The sequence below is a fragment of the uncultured Kordia sp. genome (genome assembly GCF_947496985.1).
GTDB lineage: Bacteria > Bacteroidota > Bacteroidia > Flavobacteriales > Flavobacteriaceae > Kordia.
This window is the reverse complement of the sequence record NZ_CANMEZ010000001.1, coordinates 729,005-749,939: the sequence shown is the minus strand read 5'-3', so window position 1 is coordinate 749,939 and position 20,935 is coordinate 729,005. Positions and strand designations below refer to the sequence as shown.

The 20,935-nt window shown below is 33.0% G+C and carries 17 protein-coding genes; 3 read left to right on the top strand and 14 right to left on the bottom strand.

All coding sequences use genetic code 11. The annotated features are described in order from the left end of the window. Positions 1-171: 171 nt before the first annotated feature. The 3 genes from Q0828_RS03465 to Q0828_RS03455 all read right to left on the bottom strand — a co-directional run bounded on the left by Q0828_RS03465 (position 172) and on the right by Q0828_RS03455 (position 3,429). Positions 172-1,377, bottom strand: coding sequence for a glycosyltransferase (locus Q0828_RS03465; protein WP_298417710.1), 1,206 nt, complete (start codon positions 1,375-1,377; stop codon positions 172-174). 406 nt (positions 1,378-1,783) lie between these two features. Continuing rightward, on the bottom strand, positions 1,784-3,037 hold the full coding sequence (locus Q0828_RS03460) for an oligosaccharide flippase family protein (protein ID WP_298417709.1): 1,254 nt from the start codon (positions 3,035-3,037) through the stop codon (positions 1,784-1,786). Between the two features lie 113 nt (positions 3,038-3,150). After that, positions 3,151-3,429, bottom strand: coding sequence for a hypothetical protein (locus tag Q0828_RS03455; protein ID WP_298417708.1), 279 nt, complete (start codon positions 3,427-3,429; stop codon positions 3,151-3,153). A 142-nt stretch (positions 3,430-3,571) separates the two neighbouring features. On the opposite strand from Q0828_RS03455, the gene Q0828_RS03450 reads away from it, so the two are divergent. After that, entirely contained in the window at positions 3,572-5,638 is a 2,067-nt protein-coding gene (locus Q0828_RS03450; RefSeq protein ID WP_298417706.1) for a tetratricopeptide repeat protein, read from the top strand. Here Q0828_RS03450 and Q0828_RS03445 read toward each other — a convergent pair. The 11 genes from Q0828_RS03445 to Q0828_RS03395 form a co-directional block, all read right to left on the bottom strand. Beyond that, complete coding sequence (locus Q0828_RS03445) at positions 5,622-6,422, bottom strand: alpha/beta fold hydrolase (RefSeq protein ID WP_298418214.1); 801 nt, start codon at positions 6,420-6,422, stop codon at positions 5,622-5,624. The two genes, Q0828_RS03450 and Q0828_RS03445, sit on opposite strands and share 17 nt — an antisense overlap. 287 nt (positions 6,423-6,709) lie before the next feature. Beyond that, positions 6,710-9,166, bottom strand: a complete 2,457-nt coding sequence (locus Q0828_RS03440; protein ID WP_298417705.1) for a DUF4114 domain-containing protein — start codon at positions 9,164-9,166, stop codon at positions 6,710-6,712. A gap of 239 nt (positions 9,167-9,405) precedes the next feature. Further along, positions 9,406-11,982: a T9SS type A sorting domain-containing protein gene (locus tag Q0828_RS03435; RefSeq protein ID WP_298417703.1), complete on the bottom strand. Its 2,577-nt coding sequence runs from the start codon at positions 11,980-11,982 to the stop codon at positions 9,406-9,408. Between the two features lie 200 nt (positions 11,983-12,182). Beyond that, positions 12,183-12,890, bottom strand: a complete 708-nt coding sequence (locus Q0828_RS03430) for a LytTR family DNA-binding domain-containing protein (protein ID WP_298417701.1) — start codon at positions 12,888-12,890, stop codon at positions 12,183-12,185. Positions 12,891-12,894: 4 nt separating this feature from the next. Beyond that, positions 12,895-13,212: an Hpt domain-containing protein gene (locus tag Q0828_RS03425; RefSeq protein WP_298417699.1), complete on the bottom strand. Its 318-nt coding sequence runs from the start codon at positions 13,210-13,212 to the stop codon at positions 12,895-12,897. 4 nt (positions 13,213-13,216) lie between these two features. Continuing rightward, positions 13,217-14,266, bottom strand: coding sequence for an ATP-binding protein (locus Q0828_RS03420; RefSeq protein ID WP_298417697.1), 1,050 nt, complete (start codon positions 14,264-14,266; stop codon positions 13,217-13,219). Further along, positions 14,266-15,405, bottom strand: a complete 1,140-nt coding sequence (locus Q0828_RS03415; RefSeq protein ID WP_298417695.1) for an FIST N-terminal domain-containing protein — start codon at positions 15,403-15,405, stop codon at positions 14,266-14,268. Before Q0828_RS03415 ends, Q0828_RS03420 begins: the two co-directional genes overlap by 1 nt. Before the next feature lie 2 nt (positions 15,406-15,407). Then, positions 15,408-16,622 (bottom strand): PAS domain-containing sensor histidine kinase, encoded by a 1,215-nt coding sequence (locus tag Q0828_RS03410; protein WP_298417693.1) that lies wholly within the window; start codon positions 16,620-16,622, stop codon positions 15,408-15,410. Beyond that, positions 16,619-17,161, bottom strand: coding sequence for a heme NO-binding domain-containing protein (locus tag Q0828_RS03405; RefSeq protein ID WP_298417691.1), 543 nt, complete (start codon positions 17,159-17,161; stop codon positions 16,619-16,621). The genes Q0828_RS03410 and Q0828_RS03405 overlap by 4 nt, the downstream gene beginning before the upstream one ends. 3 nt (positions 17,162-17,164) lie before the next feature. Next, a complete protein-coding gene (locus Q0828_RS03400; protein WP_298417690.1) occupies positions 17,165-17,578 on the bottom strand; it encodes a response regulator in 414 nt (137 codons plus the stop codon). A gap of 222 nt (positions 17,579-17,800) precedes the next feature. Continuing rightward, on the bottom strand, positions 17,801-18,391 hold the full coding sequence (locus Q0828_RS03395; protein ID WP_298417688.1) for a carboxymuconolactone decarboxylase family protein: 591 nt from the start codon (positions 18,389-18,391) through the stop codon (positions 17,801-17,803). Positions 18,392-18,494: 103 nt separating this feature from the next. Here Q0828_RS03395 and Q0828_RS03390 point away from each other — a divergent pair, with 103 nt between their 5' ends. After that, the gene (locus Q0828_RS03390) at positions 18,495-18,917 is read left to right on the top strand and encodes an OsmC family protein (protein ID WP_298417686.1); all 423 of its coding nucleotides are present in this window, start codon (positions 18,495-18,497) and stop codon (positions 18,915-18,917) included. A 278-nt stretch (positions 18,918-19,195) separates the two neighbouring features. Further along, the gene (gene recJ, locus Q0828_RS03385; protein WP_298417684.1) at positions 19,196-20,884 is read left to right on the top strand and encodes a single-stranded-DNA-specific exonuclease RecJ; all 1,689 of its coding nucleotides are present in this window, start codon (positions 19,196-19,198) and stop codon (positions 20,882-20,884) included. The last annotated feature ends 51 nt before the right edge of the window (positions 20,885-20,935 follow it).

The following is a 20,935-nucleotide window of genomic DNA, read 5'->3' as shown; positions in this document are numbered from 1 at the left end:
TGTTCGTGTGGAATGACAAAACCTATACTACTCTTAAGTAGCACTCGATACAATTTTCTATCTATCTCGACTGCGTTCGATATGACAGAAAACCACTCAATCAGATGTTAGTGCAAGAGTGAGAAAACAATTTAAAATACAACATTCAACATTTAGAATACAAATAAAATTCTAACAGCTAACAGCGGAGCGATCTAACATCTTTCCTTCAATTATTGCTTCAAATTGTTCCATATACATATCCGTAATACGTTCCATAGGAAAGGCAGTAGCGGCTTTATAATTGGCTTTTCCAAGCGAAATTCTATATGCGTCGTTGGTTACAATCGCTTCAATAGCATTTGCCAAACTATCTATGCTTATTGGTTCAAAAAATTCGCCTCTATAACCTTCATCTTTTACCAACAAAGCTAAATCGCCCAAATCTGGCATCACAACAGCTTTTCCGTAACTTCCAGCTTGGTGCAACACACCAGAACTTCCAGTAGTTGACGTATACGGAAAAACCACAACCGCACTTTCGTTAAATAATGGCGCAACATCAGCTTCTTCTACATAACCTGTAAATGTCAATTGTGGAACATGTTTATATTGCTCTTGCACATTTGCCAAATAACCAGGTACATTCGGATTGTCGGTTCCTGCGATGACAATTTCTAAATTTAGCCCTGAAGTCTTACGAACTTTCTCAACGGCTTCAATCATAGCTTCCACTTTTTTATAGGTTCCAAATTTTCCAAACGTCATAATTTTTAACGCACCTTTTGGTAAATCATACGAAGGACTTTCAGGTATTTCAAAAGTTCCGTGTGGAATCATCGTTACATTATTTGCTACATATTTCTTCTCTAAAACAGTTACATATTTTTGCATAGTTACTGCAACTTTGTCTGCTTTTAGTAATAGTTTTGTTAAGCTTGTTCCGATAAAATTATATGCTTTTTGTAAAAGTTTATTTGAAGTGAATCCTGCGCTTCCTAAATCAACTTCTTCTAAGATATTGTGTAATAACACAATGTTTGGAATGTTTTTCATTGAGCAAATCCAAGGAAGCATTAAACCGAGTGCAGCCGCGACTTTTTTGTCACCAAACTTCATGAATTGCAAGTTGAATAAAACTGCATCAGGTTTTGTTTGGTTGATGGCTTTGATTACCGAAAAGATGTTTTTGTAGCTGTTAAACTTCCAGCATTCCTTCACAGAAACTTTACAACCAGCTTCTGAAAAATTCAAATCTTTTGCTTCAGGAGTTTCGTCCGTTAATAAAATGATTTCCGTAATGTTTTCCTTCTGGCGAAAGCTTTTTACCAAATGATATGCGTATTCGTTTAAGGTTACTTTACTAGGCGGATATGCTGTTACGATTGCTAACTTCATGACATATAGTTTTTTAGTTATAGTACAAATTTGCACTTTCAACACGTGAAAAATAGACGAGTTGTGCCGAAATGCAATTATGTTTAGATGAAAGGAAAGAAGGTTTAGATTTCATTTCGACTCCACTCAATGTGAAACGTTTTTACAAAGATTTAAGAATATAGAATCAAGAGACAAGACTTTTCTGATGTCATTCTTGTGAAGATAAGAATCCATGGTGTTTTAAAGTGGATTCCGCATCACATTTCGACTATGCTCAATGTCCGTGCGGAATGACAGAAAAAGTAAAAAAGTATTTGAGGTAATAATAGAAATATAGCGTCATGCTGAACTTTTACACTGAGCAAAGCCGAAGTGTGATTCAGTATCACATAAGAGTAAGAAAAAATCTAAAAGCGTTAGCGTTCTAAGAGCGAGGCGATCTAAATTTATGTTCGTAAAAGAAAAAAGACAACTGAACAATCAACAGCAAAATCATTGCAATAATTTGTACATGAACAACTTGTGCTAGATTTTCATGAAAAAAAACTACCAATACAATTTGAAGCATTCCGAAGATTCCAGAAAGTACTACAGGAATGTATTTGTCTAAGGATAAATAGTAATACGCAAAGATATTTGAGATGGCAAAAATTCCTGTAGCTAAAGCATATTTCCATAATAATGGAGTGATAGCTAGGTAACTTTTACCGAATAATATAGTCACAATTTGTGTTGGAAATATTACACAACCAATAATAATTATTGTCGCAATTCCGCCAATGTATGTTACGTATTTTAATAAGATAGGAACCGTGTTTTTTCCTTCTTTATGAAGTTTTACAACGGTTGGTAATAACAACATTACAAACATCCATGCAATGAAATAGACTACACGACCAATTAATGCTAGCGAAGCGTATAAACCTGCGTCATAGGATTCAAAATAGTGTTTTACGAGTAAGATATCACTGTTGTTAATGATGATTTGTGTGAGTTCGTAAAAAGCAGTGATGATAAAAAAGTTGCGTACCAATTTGCTTTGTGTTTTGGTTAAAACGTTTGTGCTTTTCCAAGCTGTATTTTTGAAGTCAAAAGGAATCAATCCACATAAAAAGGAAGCTAAAATTCCTAAAGCAATGAGCAAAGAAGATTCTATTTGTAGAAAGTATAATAATGCCAACGTGATGAGTAATCGACTGATCATTTCGGCTTGATACGTTACCGAAAGTGATACCAATTGTTGTTTTCCTTGAAAAACTCCTCTGTTCACACTCATAATAAAGTAGAAAGGCACTCCGATTCCGAAAACGATAAATATTGTAGCCGTTGAAGTTTTGAAAAACGTTTGTAATTCTGAAGCGAAGAAAACAATCAAAAGACCTAAAACGATTCCAGTTAAAACTGATTTCTTATACATATTGGAAGCAAATGCTTTGAAAATGCTTGCTTCAAATAGTACAGAAAACTTAGCAGTAACCAATTGAAATGTCATCGCAACAAATGATAAAACCAATAAAAAAGTAACCAATACGGCAGCATCTGCGAATTTTTCAGGTCCTAAAAATCGACCTAACAGTAAATTGTATACATAGTTTCCACCATTTACCAATACGCCACTTATCATAAATAAATGTGCTGTTGTAAGGTTACTTTTTATTTTTTTTGCGATTGCGATCATCTTTTTATTTTTAATTAACATCTCGACTGTGCTCGATGTGACATTTTAGATAAATTAATAATAGGTTTTTGTGAAGGTATCTCAATACTCAATACTAACACCTAAATACTAAACTAAGCCACTTGCGAGCAGTTAAAATCTTGGTAAATATCTTTGCAACCATTTCCGATAACTGAAAACATTTTGTGATTTCTTAATGCAATTGCAGTTAAGGTTTTAATTCCTTCTAAACCATCGTGATCAATTTCGGTAATACCATCAATATTTAAAACTACGTTTTGGTATTGTTCAATGATGTATTCGAAGTGAATGATAAATGATCTGGTTGTAGATGAGTTTAATTGTCCATTTACTAAAAAAGTTCCGTTTTGTTGTGTGATTTTTAAAGCCATTTTGTTGAGTTTTTGTGATTAATACTGACACAAATATCTTCGAAATGCTATGAAAATAGGCGCATCGTCGGTGAGATTCACTTTTCTTGCGATGAATGATTGGAAGCTTATGCTTAACTTACAATTGTCTAAAATCAAGAACATGAACACAAAATATATACTATTCTTTTCGTTCCTATTTATAGGTGTTTTTTGCTTCTCTCAGAATATGAAAGAAGGATTTACGTATTTGGAAACAGGAAAGTACCAGCAAGCAGAAAACTTCTTTAAAACGGTTTTACAAGAGTATCCAAAGAATAAAACGGCACGTTTGTGTTACGGTCGTGCAGTTGGATTGAATGGTAATTCGGCAGCAGCCAAGAAAATTTTCACAGACTTATTACAAGATTATGCAAGCGATTTTGAAGTGAAGTTGAATTACGGCGAGTCCTTATTATGGAACAACGAGTTCAATCTTGCGAAAGCGTATTACCAAAAATTAGTAAAAGAAAACACCAAGAGTTTTCCTACCTTGTTAGGGTTTGCAAATACCTTATCAAATTTAAAAGAATACAATGAAGCATTAATTTATGTAAATAAAGCATTGGAAGTATCTCCAGGGAATCCGAATGCGTTAACGTCTAAAAAGTATATCTATTTAGGAAATGCGTATCAAAAACAACAGGCGCAACAATATGCAGAGGCCGAAAAATTATTGCAAGAATGTTTGTCACTTTTCGCAAATGACAAAGATGTGTTGTTGAATTTGGCAAATTTGTATTTGATTATGAATGAATTCGATAAAGCAAAAATGACATACACAAGCTTATTGACAAATACAAAAGATGTTTCCGATAAAGTAAGTGCGTTAAATGGTTTAGCGTTGGTTGAACACTTAAAAGGGAAAGAAAAATTAGCTTTAAAAACGAGTCAATTGGCATATGATAGTTTGGCAAAGAATATAGATGTCGCCGTAATCCAGCAAACGAAAGAACGTTATATTCAGGCCTTAATTTGGAATAAAGAGTATGCAAAAGCGAAACGTTTAATTGACGAAATCATCACAAAAGAGCCAAATGAAAACTGGGTTTTAGCCTTACGCGCAACTTTGAATGTGTATAAAAGTAATTTCAAAAAAAGTTTGGCAGATTACAATCAGATTTTAGTAAATGATTCCACATCATTTGATGGAAATTTAGGGAAAGCCAATGTGTTAAAAGCCTTAGGCAGTTATGATGAAGCGTTTGCTGCTGCAGAAAAGACACTAACGTTTTACAACAATCAGAAAGATGCTACTAACTTTATTAAGGAATTGAATACGAAGTTTTCAGCGTTTTATGATGGAAAAGCCTCGTATACATTTGATAATGGTGATAACGAAGCGTTTTCGATTCAAAACACTGTTGAGTTTCCGTTTTCGACACGTTTGAAACTACTTGGAAACTATAACTACCGAACTACAAATAATACGGTTACGAATAACAAAGCGACTTCGCACGCACTTTCGGCTGGTTTGGCGTATCAGTTATTGCCAAATATGATTTTTAAAGGAACTTTAGGAGTTACATCTGCCAAAGCAGAAACGAATGATTTTACACAGTTGTTAGCAGATCTTTCATTGAATATAAAACCATTTAAATTGCAGACGTTAGACATTGGTTATAAGCGAGAAATTCAGAGTTTCAATGCAGATTTGTTAGATCGTGAGATTGTTCAAAACAACTTCTACGCAAATTATAATGTAAGTACAAATTTCAATTTAGGTTGGTTTACGCAATATTATTATACTTCTCAGAATGATAACAATTCTAGGCATTTATTATTTACGTCGTTATACTATAACATTTTAAGTAAACCATCTTTAAAAGTTGGGTTGAATTATCAATATATCACTTTTGATAAACAAGTGCCAACTATTTATTTCAGTCCTTCAACATTCAACGCTGGTGAAGTTTTCTTAAACTTGATTAAAGATGAAAATATCACAAAGCCAAAGGAATGGTTTTACGAATTGACGGCTGCCACAGGCTTGCAATATATTGAGGATCAGGATTCACAAAGTACATATCGCTTTCAGGGGAAACTAGGCTATAAATTCTCAGACAAGTGTTTGGCAAATGTTTTTGGAACGCGTAGTAACATTGCTTCAGCAACTGCTGCAGGGTTTACGTTTACAGAAATTGGTGTGCGATTGAAGTGGGTTTTTGGGAAGTCTAGGCTTGGGAAGTAGGTATCGCGCATGCTGTGCGTAAGAGTCTTTTATTAGAAATCCAATTTTCCACTATTGGCCAAATCTCTTTTTTAGAATTTTTAGACTTCAAAATTCGACTGTGATTATAATTTTCTAAGTTTCCATTTTTCTTTGAGTAGAAGAGCAGTTTATTTTCTTCATTTTCGAATGCTTTTAGAAATTTTTCACAACCTTCTTTTGGCGCTATAAAATTATCTCCTTGAGCACAAATTGATAATATTGGAATATTAATTTTATTCATTCTTTTTAAATAGTCGAAACCATTTTCTCCGATAAAATTATTGTTTAAATTCCAATTGAACCATTGTTTCATGGTATAATAACTTTCACTATGTTCAGTAGAACCAACAGTTTTTGAAGGAACCTCTCCTAATAATGAAGTTAAGTGTTTACTCAATAGTATTTTTATTCTATTACTTAATTTATCTCCAGCTCCAAAAGCTTGCACGCCAAATAGAGTGATACTATTAATTTTTGAATTATAGGTTGGGTTATTTATTAAAAACATCGTCAATATAATTCCGCCTCCGCTATGAGTTAAGCAATCTATGTTGGTTACATTTTGGTTGTTAAATAAAAACTCAAATGTTGATTTTAGGTCATATTTTGCAATAGTTTCAAAGTTAAATTCATGCTTAACTTTTGAACTTTCCCCATGATTTCTCCATTCCATTATCCAACAAGTAAATCCTTTTTGAGTTAAATATGATGCAATTCCATCACAAATTTTTCTGTTTGAAAATGTTCCGTGCGTTAAAAAGATATGTTGATCAGTTACTTTTTCAGAATTTAACTTCCAAAGAGCTATGTTTTTGTTATCCTTTGTTTTTATATGATAAAGTTGTTCTTTCAGCGTATGAATTTTAAATTATTGTTAGTGTATAAGATGTAAATTTCTACGATTTTTATATACAGATTCACCTTAAAATTATAATAATCTTAAATAGAATCATAGTGTAGAGTGAAAATTTGTACATAACAAAAAGGCAAAAGAAGTGATTCTTTTGCCTTTTATCATCAACCAATTTTAAAATTACTATGAAAAATTACCTACTTTACAATGATTTTTAGGGTTTTGTAGGTTTGAGATTTGCCTTTTATGGAGCAGAAATACAAACCAGATCTTAAGTTATTTCTATTTAGAGGGATTTTGTTCTGACCGTTTTCAGTTCTAACCTTCATTGTATAAACGACTTTGCCTACTTGGTCATAAACAGCTAACAATGCATCTTCAGATTGTTTTGCTGTAAATTGAATTTCTGTGCGTGTTGTCATCGGATTCGGTATCGCTAATAACTTGTCTGTTTCGTTTTGTACCTCAAACTGTGCGACACTTAATGTACTTTCCATACCAAAATGAGCACTGTGTATTTGTATGTCAAATGGAGTATAGCTGTGATAATCGCCTTGTAATGAAAATATGATCGTTTTTACATCCGAAATTGTTGCCGAATTTCCATTGCCATCTTCAAATTCATTGAATAAAATGTGGTATACAGTTTCAGTATTGTTTTCTGGAATTGTTACACGAAAGCGATTGTTCCAATCGCCTAAACCTTCTTGTAATAAGATTACTTCTACAGGTTGCGAATTTGTAATACGGAATTGAAAAGCATCGTAGTCACTTACATCTAAGGTTTGGTCACCTGGTAAAACATGTCTAAATAGATTGATGGTTCCTTGTACTTGTCCTGAAACAGTTGGTTGTCTTTCAATTTCATGTGCATCTTCTAAATCGTTTACAACAGTATTGCCTACAAAGAAGTTGTTTACAATCACATTTTCTTCTTGATAATCAATTCCCCAAGGTCCATCAGCTAAATATAATGCATCTTGTTGTGTAGAAGCAGTGGTGCTAAGTGATAAACCAACATCAAATAATTGCCCTGTAGGGATTTCTATATAATCTGTCCAATAACCTGTTAAAGAGATTTCTTGAGTCATGTTTGTTCTATCCGAAGCTACTTCTGTAGCAGCGATACTAGCGTCAAATGTCATTGATGTTATACCAACTTTATTGACGATATTTAAATGAATGTTACCATTTGCATAATAACCAGAGCGAACAAATACAGGAGGAATTACATCATCTAGCGTTTGGCTATTCAATGGTTTTTCTAGCGTAAGCGTATCAATAATATGATTTCCTATTGTAAATACTTGCGATAATGAGCTTCCCCAAATTTGAAAATTGTAATAATCACCTTCAGGATATTGTTCTATATTCCAAAAACTGTATAAGTTATTAGCGGTATCACCTAGTTTTACAGAAAAACTTAAGGTGTATTCTGTTTCGCCAGTTGGTCTTTTTATTTTAGCGCTTATGAGTTGATGGCCTCTTACGGTAACTGTTCGTACGTCTTCTAAGGAAGAATTATTTAATCGATCGCAAATTACTTTGGAATGATCATAAATAGCTCCTTCTGTAGCAGTTGCCAATACAGCAGAAACACGCGTATTGTTTTGATACATATCTAGGGCAAATACTTCTGAAGCGTTTGTAATATCTAATAAATCTGTAGGACTGGACAAATATGCCGTTTCTGTACCAAACATACCTGTTTCTGGCAAATAAGAATCTAGGCTTGTGCCATCTTCTGGATTGTTGGTAACGTAGGTTTGTCTACTAAAAAATGTTTGAAATTGTTTTTTATTTAGAACGTTTCCGCTTTGAGTTCTTCTTAGGTTTCGTTTGGCAATTAAACCTGCCAAGTTTCCATTACTTTCCAATCCGCCATCATACGCAGAAGTTACATTTGAAGCACTTTCTACATCTGGATAGTTAGTTGTTTTTAATGCCGTGTATGGGTTTGCAGTTACATAGAAAACAGCATCGTTAAAATCATTGTCACACGAACCATAATCACGACGAATGTCTTCAAAACCTAGAATAATACGCTCGTTTTCAGGGTCATTAAGCAATACATTATGATAACGTAATTCTTCTTGCGCTTCAGGATTGTAATCTGGATTAGAATATAATTTCCATAAACCGTTTCCAACTGTACTTGCACTAGAACTCCATGCATTTGCCAATAAAACCCAACCGATTCCTGTACCAGCTTCAAATGTTCCTATTTTTACTTTATCGCCAACTTGCAATCCGCCACCACTTCCTAAAGCAGAAGCATTTGGAAAGATGATGGTAATGTCTTCATTGTTTGGTGGAGTTGGAGATGGATTATCAACATCGTAGGTATAAAAACCTAAAACGTTTCTGTAACCAGCTCCTTCACTTATAAAAGTGACCCAAACGTCTGCAGTTTGATTGAGTTCTAAGTTGGTATCATAACCAGACGAAATATAATGCGGGTTATAATCAGGAACAGGATAACTTTCAGGAATAGAATTGCTAATCATTTCTAGCGTTTCTATCGAAACATCATCACTTGGAGATTCTAAATATAAAGGTGTCCCATTAGCGGTATAATCACCTAAGTATTGATAGGTCTGTGCACTTATTGTCGCTGTAGCAAATATGCTTAAAAGTAGTAGTAGTTTTTTCATAATGATATGTTTTATAGTATAAAAATAGCCGCTAAAAAATGCAAAAAACTGTATCGTCGGCGCGATCATTTTAAGTGTAGATGAAATGCAATTTTCTTTAGGTTAACTATTTTTGGAATATTCGAAGAAACCAATAAATACAAGGGTTTGATAGGTTTTTATATAGAAAAAGGCAAAAGAATCATCTCTTTTGCCTTTCCTTAATTAACCAATTAAAATTACTATGAAAAATCTACCTTTTATTTTATTATGAGTTTTAAAGTTTTATAATTTTGTGTACTGCCTTTTATTTTACAGAAATACAATCCGGAACGCAGGTTATTTAGGTTTAGGGGGATTTTGTTCTGACCGTTTTCAGTTCTAACCTTCATTGTATAAACTACCTTGCCTACTTGGTCATAAACAGTTAACTGTGCGTCCTCGGATTGCTTTGCTGCAAAGTGAATAGTTGTTCGAGTATTCATCGGATTTGGAATCGCAGATGTTTGTTGTATTTCATTTTCAAAATTTGTGATACTTAGTGTACTTTCTGTAGAGAAATATACTTGTGATAAATTCATTGTTTTTGTAACTACTTGTCCATTTTCGGAAGTCATTGTAAATACAATTGTAACTACGTCGTTTAATTCAATTTCTTGATTTGTTGTTGACGTGAAACTGGATAATGGAATATTAAATTCTTGCTCATTTTCTGTAAGTGTAATTGTTGTTTTGTATTGTTCTTCCCAATCAGTAATGCTAGCTTTTACAAATGTGATTTCTACATTTCCTGTTCCGTTTGCTGTTAGATTGAATGTATCATAACCTGTTACATCTACAGCTTTAAATCGTGGAGTTAAGGCTCTGTATGCTGCAAAGTATGTACTTGTAGTTGCTCTCACAGAAATATTTCTTTCTATAGGAAATGTATCCGCATCAAAATAATAATCATTAGGTGAAACAGTATAGTTTACTACACTTGTGCTGGCTTGCGAATCATCAATTCCCCAAGGTCCGTCAGACATGAATAAGTCGTCTGGTGTTGCAACTCCGTCACCAATTCTGAATCCAATATCAAATAAATTTCCAGTTGGTACTTGTAAGTTGGTGATGTAATCTCCATGTAAGTCTAGAGTTGAACTTGAATTGTCAAAACTACTTGTTTCAGTTGTTCTAAAGCCTGCATCAAAACTTACGTTTCCTGTTGCGTTTGTGTTTATGATTTGTAAATCTAACGCGCCATTTTCATACTTTCCTTTTCTCACAAAAACAGTTGGTGGCGTTGATAAATCATAAGCTGAAATAGGTCTTTGTGTGTCTAGTAAATTCAATACTTCTTCGCCTAAGCGATATAAATCGTCTAATGAATTTGACCAAATTTGAAAATTGTAAAACGTTACATTTTCTTCATACTTATCTAAATTCCAATGACTTTCTACTTCGAAATTTGCTTCGTTATTGATCATTTTAGCAGAGAGACTTAATACAAATTCTACCGTATTATCCGTATTTCTGATGAGTGATTTTATAAATTGTTGTCCATTGATATCAATTGTTGAAACAGAGATTAATTCTGCACCTAACAAACGATCGCAAATGTACTTTGTGTGTTCGTATACACCATTTTCTGTTTTTAACGCTATGATAGAAGCTACAGAAGCATTATTTCTTATATAATCAACCGAATAGATTTCTGTAGCGTTTGTAATAGCTACTAAATCTGTTGGTGTTGATTCTATAGCAGTATCTTCGTTGATGGTTTCTAATGGAATAAAATCTTGTAATTCGAAACCACTATTACTCGTTTCTGCATAGAACTCTGTTTTTGTTACTCTTGGAGCATTATTTTTATTGAATGTATAGCTTGTTTTTGCTCTGTTGTAATTACGCTTATTGATAGCGTCAGACAATCTTCCATTGCTTTCTAAACCACCTTCATTTCCTCCAGAAGTTTCTGGGTCAATTACATCACATTCGCCATAACCTGAACATGAAGGATCTTGACAATCTATTAAACCATCACCATCATCATCAATTCCATTGTCGCAAATTTCTTGTAAAACTGGTGCTGTAGGACAACGTGCTCCATCATTACTAGCACTTGAAGGTCCAAATGCAAACAGATTGGAATCCATTCCGTTGGTACCATCTATATCTTGTACATTTTGAATTACATAAATAGTTCCTGTTTGATTGGCCGAAACATAAAAACGTCCTGAAGCATCAAAGTATACAGCGCCATACGTATAGTTTAAGCCTGATAAGATTGGCACAATACCTAATGATTGTACAGCATTTGTTGTTGGATCAATTCGGTATAAAATGTTAGAACTTTTTTCAACCGTATATAATTTGTTATCAACAGCATTGAAAGCCCAATCATGCACATTTATGTTTTGTGATAAATTTTCTGTACTTAAATGTTCTGTATATGTTGGAGAATCTGGGTTAATGTCTATTTTATAATAAGTTGTTCCGCTACCTTTTAAGTGATAAACTCCATCAGCACTTACGTCTCCTACATATCTATTTGAAGAAGGCAATTCGTCTACATAAAAAGAAGTTGTTTGGAAGTCTTGTCCGATACGAACAATTGTTTTAGCAGGTGAACTTAACGATCCCCAAATAAAACCATCTGCAGGATTGTAAGCTGCGGCGTTAATGCTCCCTGGGGTAATATCTTCAGCAACTAAGTACGAGTTTCCAGAAGCTAAATCTATTGAATACACATCATTGTATTGAAACAAATAGGCGTCATATACACAGTTGAATGGATCGTTTTGTGCACTTATAATTACCGAAGTTAGTATGCTTAAAAGTAGTAATAGTTTCTTCATGACATTTATTATTTATGTCACAAATCTAGGAAGTGAAAAAAGGTAAAAACCCAATCGTCGGTACGATCAGATTAACTATAGACGAAATGCAAATTGCTTTAGACTAAGTTTTTTTAGATACACTTTGTTTTTAGAAAATAGAGCTCAGAATATAGGTTTAAAACCTTCTTTAAGTCTAAAAGTGATTAGTGATTTTACACTTACAAAAGATCCAAACGCTTCATCAATTCTGGTCGTTTAGAACGACTTACAGGAATTACATCTTTTTTAATTAATACACTATTGTCTTCAATATCAATGATTTTTTTGAGATTGATAATGTACGAACGATGAATTTTTAAGAATAGCGTATCTGGAAGCTTTTCTTCAATTTTTTTTAAGGTAGAATGAACCGTATAGTTTTTGTCTTCAGTTTTGATATGAATATAATCGCCTTTAGCTTCTACTAAATAGATACTAGGAATGTCTATTTTGATTAAACGACGATCAATATTGATGTAGAAATCATTTTCAAGTTTGGTATCTGCTTTGTTTTCTTCAGTTTTGCTAGCAATTAGTTGGTGTTTTTTAGCTTTTTCAATCGCCATTTTAAAACGGTCAGCTTCAATAGGTTTGAGTAAGTAATCCACAATGCATTCGTATTGAAATGCTTCAATAGCAAATTTAGGATCGGAAGTTGTCAATACAATGCTTGGCGGATTTTTTAGTGTTTTTACAAAGTCAAACCCTGTAAAATCAGGCATGTGAATATCTAAGAAGATGAGGTCTACTTCATTTTCATTCAGGAATTTAATGGCTTGCATTGCATTCGGAAATTCTTCTAAAACATGTAATGTGTCAATTTCATCACACAATGTTTTTATAATTGTTCTTGCTAGTTTTTCGTCATCAATAATAATACAATTCATATTCTTAAATCGTTTTTATATACGCCGTAATTGTGTGTAATATTTGCTCAAAATCGTCCACGCCATCCATCTTTTTTTCACGCAAATTGTGCTCGTACGTATTTGCTAATTTATAACTTTGTTCCAGCCCCAAAATACTAATTTTGTGCTTAATTCTGTGCACATTTTCTTCAATTTTTTTGTAATCTTTTTTTTCTAAACTAGTGTAATAATCTTTTTTTTCTTCGGGAAATTCAGTTTTTATGACGTTGATTAATGTTTGTTTTACACTATCATCATCACGTGCTAATTGTTCTATGTAGGTTAAATTTGGTTGTTCCATGTTGCTACTTTTTTAAAGTAAAATAAAAGGTTGATCCTTCCTTTGGTGTAGATTGTATCCAAATCTCACCTTCATAAAGATCGATAATTTTCTTGACGATGGAAAGTCCTATCCCAGTAGATTTGTAGTTATTTTCTAATTTTTGAAATGCTACAAATACTTTCTCAAAGTATTTTTCTTCAATACCTTTGCCATTATCCTGTATATAAAATTCCCAAAAATCATTCTTATCTGTATAACCAATTGTAATTTTAACTGTTGGTTTGTCATTAAATTTGATGGCATTTCTGAGTAAATTTCGAAATAATTCTTCCAATCGGAAATGATCGCCAGTAACGAATGGTAGTTTTTGTGGAATGGAAATCGTAATGTTTTCAGAGATTTCATTAAAATTGATGACTTTTTGTACAACTGCATTCGTATCAACTTTATAAAATTCCTTTTCCACACTTCCAATGGTAGAATAGCGTAAAATTCCTTTTACTAATCTATCCATCTTTTCAACATTTCTTCGAATCAGTTTGATGGTCTCGGCACCATTTTCGCCCAAAAGTTCATTATAATCGTTTTGTAACCATGTAGTTAATGCATCAATGCTTTGCAAGGGAGATTTTAAATCGTGCGAAACCAAATGTGTATAATCGTTGAGTTCTTGATTTTGACGTTCTAAATTTGCAACTAACTTATCGCGTTGTTGGTTTATTTTTAATATTTCTTTGGTTTGACTATCAATTAAATCAACCAAACGTAACGAATCTAAATCTAAATTTTCTTGATTTTTATTAGAGTTTAATTCGTATGAATTTAGCGTATCAATAACCGTTTTTAGTTTTTGAATGACTTCTTTTTGTGAATCTGATTCGCTTTTTAGTTTTTCATTTGCTTCAAACAATTCTTCAGAACTTAAGGTTGTAGCGCGTTGTAACATTGCAAATTGTTCATTAGAAGTATTGTACGAACGATTTACGGCGTCTAAAAAACGTTCTAACTCAGGATTATTTTGGAATTCTTGAGGAAGATATTTTCGTATTTGTCTTTTTAATAATGGATTCATCATTCACTTATGAGCGTAATTGTCATGGTTTGATTGTGTAACTGGCAAGCTTTTTCACCACTAAATGGCGCAATTTCTCCATATGAATATAGTCCGCAAATAGTTGTGTGTTCACCAACAATTTCAATGACTTCTTCTATTTCTTCTTCTACACGTTGATCTAATACTAATTTTCGCCCAATACAGCTTACTAATATTGCGAGTTCAGGTTTTGTATTTCTAATTGCTAATGCTTGCGAAGCTGCTTGTTCAGAAGCATCAACAATATTATCAACATTTGTCATCATTAATTGTACATGCGAATTTTCAAGAATATCGCCTGCTAAAATCATAGAGTTTTCAGCTTCATTAATGTTTAGAATGGTACGAACAATCGATTGTTTTTCGTTGGTCGATTTTACTTTTAAAGGATATAATAATGCAGCTGCAGGCAATTCTTTTGACTTTTCACCTAAGTATTTTTTGTACAAATCCAACGCAGGCTGATTGTCTAATTCGTACAATACATTTGCTTTTGATTTTGTGACGATACGTTCTGGTCCAAAAGGTGTCCAACCGCCATTAATTGAAAAACTAACATCTAGGGTTTCACCATATAAACCAATGGCTACAATTTCTCCAGCTTTTGGTAATTCATTATAGGAAGCAATTGTTTTTTCAAATCGTGCAGCATCACCACATAAAGCACCAGTAATAAGCAGGTTATCTTCAGTTGCGGCGTTCATTCCTAATGTTAGTTGACTTCCGTTTATAAAACTTCCTTCTGATACAATAAACACATGTTTTAGGTTTTCTGAGTCAAATTGTTCTATGAGTTTTTTTCCTGTGTTATAACTGTCAATTTTTTCATCATTTTCTAAAACATTGGCTGTTTTAATAACAAACTCACTTTTTTCAAACTCTATTGCTGTAATTGTAATGCTTTCATCATCTATATATTGCGATGTTATGTCGCCTGCAGAAGAACCAAATACAAATTCACCATCGTTAAAAAGCTGTTTTACTTCATCAAGAATAGTTTTATCTTCTAATAAATATCTATTTCCAAAAACCAATACCAACGGTTTTGTCAATGAAACTTGTTCACTTAAATATTCCCAATCTGACGTTGCTGTTTTTTTGAGTTGTACCGTTTTCATATTTATTTTTTTATGGTGAAGAAAAAGGTTGTTCCTTTTCCAAGTTCACTTTCTAACCAAATAGTACCTTCGTATAAATCAACGATTTTTTTTACAATAGAGAGTCCAATACCTGTAGATTCTTTGCTTTTATTTAAGGAATGAAAGATTTTGAATATGCGATCATGAAACTTTTTTTCAATACCAATACCGTTATCTTTTACTGAAAACTGATAGAAAGAAGGTTTTTCTACATAATCAATAACTACAATTCCTTTTTCTTTATTACTAAACTTAATTGCATTACTCATTAAGTTTTGAAATAATTGTTGAAATTTGGTAGGATCCCCTTTTGTAACAGGCAATTCTTTTAAAATTTGAATAGAAATATGCTCAGGAATAAATAGTAGTTTCTGTATGTTTAGCATTGTTTCGTTTAAATTGACATCTTGCGATTCGCTAGTTCCTGAACCTGCACTTGAATATTCTAAAATGTTGGAAATTAGGTTTTCCATGGTTTCTAGTGTTTCTTCAATCAATTTTAAATTTTGCAAGGTAGTAGCGTCTAAACTTCCTTCATTGTCCATCTTTATCCAAGAAACTAAAGCATCAATACTGCGTAAAGGTGTTTTTAAATCGTGTGAAACAATATGTGCATATTCATATAACTCGCCATTACTTTTTTCGAGCTCTTTTAATATTTTTTCCTTTTGTTTTTCAAGATTTTTGAGTTCTGTAATATCTCTTGCAATTCCTTGAGCGGCAATTGGTTTATGCTGTTCATCATAAATAATTGTCGCATTTATTTGAACCCACTTTATTTCTTTTTTCTTTGTAATAATACGTGCCGTGTAGTTGGAAAAAGAACCCGTATTTAAGAGTGTATTGAATGATTCAAAAGCATATGTAGCATCTGCTTGATAAATGAGTTTAACAATGTTTAGCTTTTCTTTTGAAATGTCGTATCCAAAAAAATTAGTAGCAACACTATTCATTTTTAAGACATTTCCTTTAATGTCCATCACTACATACGCGTCATTTATATTTTTAAAAACGCCTTCTAATTGAGATGATTTTTCAGTAACAGATGCGGCTAATTTTTCATTAGATATTTTGAGTTCTTCAGACAGCGCATACAATTCTCTGGACTTATCTTCCAAAATTTTCTCTGCGGCTTTTCTTGCAGCTTTCTCTCTTTTTAGCGCGCGTTGTAGTATTTCTATCTGTTCTTGACTCATTCATTTTTGTTAATGATAAACTTCACTTCGGTTCCGTCTTCTTTTATCTTTTCAAGTGTAATTTGTGCAGTACTATTAAAATGTTCAAAAGTTTTGTTCATTAAGCCCAATCCAAAATGGTGCATAGCTCTGCTTGATTTGTAGATCATTGTTAAGGAATTTTCTGTTTTTTCTTCAACTACAAACGTGGGTAATTCGGCATCAGGATATATTTTTCTAACCTCTACATGAATGTGATTTTCAATAGAAGCTAGCATTTCAATAGGATCTTTATAGGTAGCTAACAATCCAGGATAACTACTTTCTATAACACTAAAAAAATGTTCGGCATAGGTGAGTAACAAATCATCAATAGAAATAGTTGTATTGGTACTTAAGTTTTGCAATAACTGCAACATTTCAGAAAAACGATACGTTCCAATGGCTGTATACACACCTTCTGATTCTAACTTCGATTGCTCAATGATTTTATCAACCATATCCAATCCGAACTTATCTTCTACCAAGTCCAAAAATTCTGTAAAGATGATTCCTTTCATATATTATGCACTTTTTAATTCATTAATAGACCAATATGAAAGGGCAATTTCTATTTTAGAAACATACTCTTCATATTTTAATGGTTTTAAAATATAACCAGAAATTCCAATGCGATAACACTCTAAAATATCTTTTCTGTTGTCAGATGTTGTTAAAATTATCGTTGGAATATGACGTAAATCTGGATCATTCTTTAAGATAGCTAAAAATTCGATACCATTAATTTTTGGCATATTTAAATCGAGTAAAATGATATCGGGAAGATTGGTTTTTGTTTCTAAAATAGCCAATGCTTCTTCAGCATTCTTAGCTTCCGTAATTTCATGCTTGGCTTTTAGCAAAGAAACCGTACGATTCATCTTCATGATTTCAATCATGTTATCTTCGATTAATAATACTTTTAATGGCTTTTTCATTTTTTCTAGTTTGAGCAATTATGCTACAATTTTACACCATAAAAAACCAATAAAAGTTGAATGCAGTTTAACGAAGAATAAGTGTAGACGAAATGCAAAAAAGTATAGATGAGAGATTTTGAAGAATTATAGTTTTTTCTATTAAAAATCATTTTAATAATAAAAAACCCTTACTAGTAAACAGTAAGGGCTTGTCTATTTTATTATAGTTTTTTAATGAATTTACACGTGCTTTCCTTTTTCCCAACCGTGTTTTCCTAAGTATTGGTTTCCGCTTTCTACAGCACCTTCTTCAATAGAAGTTCCCATACTATCGTTCCAACGGTTTAAGTATCCGAACAATGAAATTACACCTAACATTTCTACAATTTCACCTTCGTTCCAGTGTTTGTATAATTCTGTTTTAATGTCTTCATTTACAGCATTCGGAATAATAGAAGCTGCCAACGAAAAATCTAAGGCTGCACGTTCTGCATCTGAAAACGCAGAGTGTGTTTTATATTCCCAAATATTATCTAATTGTTCTTGTTCGGCTCCATAACGTTCTGCAGCTCTAATAGCATGTGCTTGGCAATAACGACAACCTGTAGCATTACTACTTACCCAAGCAATCATTCGTTTCAAGGCAGAAGTTACGCGACCTTCATTTGCCATTACGGCTTTATTTAAGTTGATAAATGCTTTTGAAATGGCGGGTCTGCGTTGCATGGTTAAGACCGAATTTGGACAAAATCCAAGCGTTTCGTTAAAAAATTCGGCTAATTCTTTGGTTTCCAAATCATGTTCAGGATTCAATGGTGTTACTAATGGCATAATCGTATATTTTTAAATTAATTCCTTGTATTTTTGAATTCTGTAATCGTTTATAATTACAGCATACGAATTTAAGGAATAAAAAACGAAAAAAACTTCACACATGGCACATAAAATTACAACACAATGGAAAGGGAATATGCAGTTTGAGTCAGACAATCCAAGTGGGCATACTTTATTAATGGATACGTCGCCTGAAAATGGTGGAAATAACGAAGGATTAGGTCCAAAAGCAATGATGTTGTCTTCATTGGCAGGTTGTTCAGGATTGGATGTAGTTTCTATTATGAACAAGATGAAGGTTTCTGTGGACGAATTTAAAATGGAAGTTGCTGGCGAATTGACTGATGAACATCCAAAATACTATCATACGGTAACGTTAGATTATCATTTTTACGGAACTGACTTGGAAGAAAAAAAGATTCAAAAAGCAGTTGATTTGTCTGTTGAGAAATACTGTGGTGTTATGGAAATGTTCCGCCGTTTTGCAAAAGTGCAAACCAATACGTATTTTCACAGTTCTTAATTCGTAGTATAATTTTTCCTCAGTTTTTAGTTACAAGTAATTACTTCAAATGATTTTCTGTCATATTGAGCGCAGTCGAAATAGATAGAAAATAGTATCCAGAAGTATTTAGAAGCAGCAATTTGTAGAATAATAAAATTAGATTTTGATACACAACGAAAATTCGTTGCAAGTGATTTTGAATGTTAAAAAAACTCACTAGAATTAATAGTATAAAAAATCACATCAAAACGTACGTTGAAACGAAAACACACATTAAAATCTAAACAAGAAAAACCATGCGTTGGACATTAAAACCAAAACCAGAAGCACATAAACTCAAACATCTTATGGAAGTGTTGCAGGTCAATGAAGTAGTTGCGACACTTTTATTACAACGAGGAATTGAAACCTATGAAGATGCCAAAACCTTTTTTCGTCCTACTATAGCACAAATTCACGATCCATTTTTGATGAAAGATATGGAGTTAGCTGTCGCTAGAATTGAGAAAGCCATCGCAAATGACGAAAATATCATGGTGTATGGCGATTATGATGTAGATGGAACCACTTCGGTTGCACTGGTTTCTTCGTATTTAAAGACAATTTATCCTAATATAGCAACTTATATTCCAGATAGATATGAAGAAGGTTATGGTGTGTCGTTTCAAGGAATTGACTACGCTTCTGATAATGATATTTCGCTAATTATTACGCTCGATTGTGGTATAAAAGCCATTGATAAAGTCGATTATGCAACCGAAAAAGAAATCGATATTATCATTTGTGATCATCACCGACCAGGAAATGAATTGCCAAAAGCAGTTGCAGTGTTAGATCCAAAACGAGACGATTGCAACTATCCGTACGATGAATTATGTGGTTGTGGAGTTGGTTTTAAATTAATCCAAGCATTAAGCTCTAAAAGAGGACAGACTGTTACAGATTTGTTTCCGTATTTAGATTTAGTAGCCACGGCAATTGCAGCAGATATTGTTCCGGTAACAGGTGAAAATAGAACGCTTGCACATTTTGGAATGCAAGTTATCAATTCGGCACCAAGAGCAGGAATCAAAGCGATAATCAATCAGCTCAAAAAAGATAGTTTAACCATTACAGACGTTGTTTTTGTCATTGCACCACGTATCAATGCAGCAGGGAGAATTAGTCAAGGATTGCACGCTGTCGAATTGCTTACGGAAGAAAATATAGAAGTTGCAACACAATACGCAGCGTCTATTGAAGCGTTCAATATGGAACGTCGCGAATTAGATCAAGAAATTACCAAAGAAGCTTTTCAGCAAATAGAAAAATTGGAAGAACAAGAACGTTTTACTACGGTTGTGTATGATGAAAATTGGCACAAAGGTGTTATTGGAATTGTAGCTTCTCGATTGATTGAAACCTATTATCGTCCAACCTTAGTATTTACGAAAAGTGGCGATAAGTTGGCTGCTTCCGCAAGATCTGTCAAAGGTTTTGACGTATATAATGCCTTAGAACAATGCAAAGAACACCTCATTCAGTTTGGTGGACATAAATATGCGGCTGGATTAACGTTGAAAGAAGAAAACTATCAAGTATTTAAAGATGCGTTTGAAGAAGTCGTAAAAAATACAATTGATAAAAATCTACTCACTCCTGAAATTTTAATAGATAAAGAAATCACACTCAAAGAAATTACTCCAAAATTTTATCGAATTCTTAAGCAATTTGCGCCGTTTGGACCTAGAAATATGAGTCCCGTTTTTATGAGTACAGAATTGAAAGATACAGGTTGGGCAAAATGTGTTGGCGCTGATGAAGATCATTTAAAACTAACAGCTGTACAACAAAGATCGCCACGAATTAGTGGAATTGGCTTCAATTTGGGTGATAAATTACCTAAAGTACAAGGCAAAAAACCATTTGATGCCGTGTATTCTGTTGATGAAAATACTTGGAATGGAAATACAACATTGCAAATGCGCTTGCGAGATATTAGATAATGTATCAATGTGTTGATTTGAAAATGAAGTAATAAGTTAGAGTTAAAATCG